Source organism: Variovorax glacialis (assembly GCF_051216375.1).
Classification (GTDB): Bacteria; Pseudomonadota; Gammaproteobacteria; order Burkholderiales; family Burkholderiaceae_C; genus Variovorax.
Genome location: NZ_JBPJZT010000059.1, coordinates 1 through 2,056 on the forward strand (window position 1 = coordinate 1; position 2,056 = coordinate 2,056).

The following is a 2,056-nucleotide window of genomic DNA, read 5'->3' on the forward strand; positions in this document are numbered from 1 at the left end:
TATCCAGCAGAGGGTCCCCCACTCTTGCTGAGATTGAACGGCTGTTGCCGCCTTCGGCGCCACCTCAACTCCAGTCTTCTGATCCCCTTCGGGAGAGAGGCATCCATAGCATCTCCGGACAACAACGATTGATGAGCCGCTCAGTTTGCTATCGGGGTGGCGCAGGGTCCATCTCTGTCGAAAAAATACGATTACCCCGAGGTGCGCGACGCCGTCACGGGCCGCTGAACGCGCCCACTGCCACACCAGCACACAGAGCGATCGGCGACCCGACCAGCACCGCGCAGTCCAGCCCGTCGTGCACCGTCGCCGGCATTGAAAACCATAGTATGTGGACTGTCCACGAGTCGTCGGCCACGGGCGTTGTGCTGATGGGTGCCTTTCACCCGCAGGACTCCAATCATGACAAACCGCTCCCTCTCCCTCGCCGCCGCCGGCCTCATCCTGGCCGTGACCAGCTTCAGCGCATCGGCCGTCGAATGTGTTGAAGGCCGCTATCGCGCCGGCTGCGTCGGCCCCAACGGCGCCGCTGCGGTGCGCAAGCCGGTAGCCGAGCCGGGCGGGGTTGCAGTCGTGCGCCCGCCTGTCGCTGGCGCTGCGGTCGTGCATCCGCCGGGCACCATCAAGTGCGTCGACGGCGTCTATCGCACCGCCTGCGAAGGCCCTGCAGGCAGGACGGGTGTGATTCGTCGCTAACGGCCCTCATGGTTTGCGGTGGCACCCATAGCCGCCGCGCCGTTTACTGCCGCATCCGTACAACGGCCAGCATTGAGATGCTCCAGCACCGCAATCGCGACGGGATCAGATTCGGTGGCGGCTTCACTATGCCCTGCGCGACCCGCATCGCGAAGAACCCGGCGATCACCGATGCGACGATCGTGGCCTCAACCACGTCGCGCCTTCGGTGACCGGTTCTGGCTCGCCGTTGTCAGGGCCGGTGCCCGTTCCATCGGTTTGCGCGGCAGGCCCCGCAGCGATTCGATCAAACGCGACGTGTCGCCTTTGAATTGGGCATCGCGTTTGTGCGGCATGGCGTGCCTCGTCTAGGGACTGAATAACAAGCCGGCCAGGACGCCGCCCCGCCATGACCATCAGACCCCGAACCCTTGAGCGGATCAGGAAACACCCGACGCAGACCGAGGCGATCCTGATAGAACCCGCCTGATCCGGCTGGCCCGCGAACTGCTGACCGCGGCGCTGCGGGGGCGGTAGGTGCACGACAGTATCAGCGGCGTAAAAGCCAGTACCGGCCCGGCTTGCAGCCGCCTGTAGGCTGTGCCCCCATGAACTGGATCGAAGTTTGCTGCGTCGTCGATGCCGCTGTCGTGATCGGGACCGTGGGCTGTGTCCTGCGCCGCGACATCACCCGGCTGGGGCGCGCGCTGGTGAACGCGGCGGTGCCAGGACGATCCAGCGAAAAAATGCCTGATCGCGTTAGGGGATTTAGTAAACCGCGGTCACGGGCTGGCAAACGTGGACACAGCCCAACATGGACATCAGCCGGGGACACTCGAGGGGAGCGTTCACACTTGCGGCGAACATTGTTTTGAGTTGGTTTTCCTGCTATCAAATCGGCAGCAGGACCCTTTTACAGTTCCGGTCGTGTCCATGTCTGTTCCCCGGCTGGTCTGCTCCTCGACCGTACCTCTACTTCCAACCTGTACGGGTTTTCCGGAGGAACGTCAGGTCAGTCCGACACTGATCGGTGCACCGGGTTCCGGCGAGGCGTCGATGCGGGAGGGTGGTCGCCCTTACCGTCTCCTCTACCAAGAAGTTAAGGAAATTCCGTTGTAGTTAAACGGGTCTTTCTCAGGTAGTCCCACATAGCATCTTCCATTCGCTATCCAGTTCCGCTTCCGCGCTCGCGGCGTGCAGGGCAGCGGTCAGTCTCTGGAACTCCTGCAGGTGCGCAGAAAACGTGCAAGACTCGAAGCCGAGGTGGACTTGACCCTGTTGCGCGGACGGGTTGGGACTTGATTCCCAAGTCAAATGCTTGGCGACGACGAAGACTTGTCCACCGGCGGCGTGGCGCATGCCACGCAGACGCCGACGGTGG

The 2,056-nt window shown here is 63.1% G+C and carries 2 protein-coding genes; one reads left to right on the plus strand and one right to left on the minus strand.

Annotated features, from left to right (window positions below; translation table 11 throughout):
- The first annotated feature begins 402 nt into the window (after positions 1–402).
- A complete protein-coding gene (locus tag ACSFBL_RS35545; RefSeq protein WP_435520492.1) occupies positions 403–696 on the plus strand; it encodes a hypothetical protein in 294 nt (97 codons plus the stop codon).
- A 1,113-nt stretch (positions 697–1,809) separates the two neighbouring features.
- Here ACSFBL_RS35545 and ACSFBL_RS35550 read toward each other — a convergent pair.
- The coding region (locus ACSFBL_RS35550) for a hypothetical protein (RefSeq protein WP_435520493.1) at positions 1,810–2,056 on the minus strand (247 nt) is incomplete at its 5' end.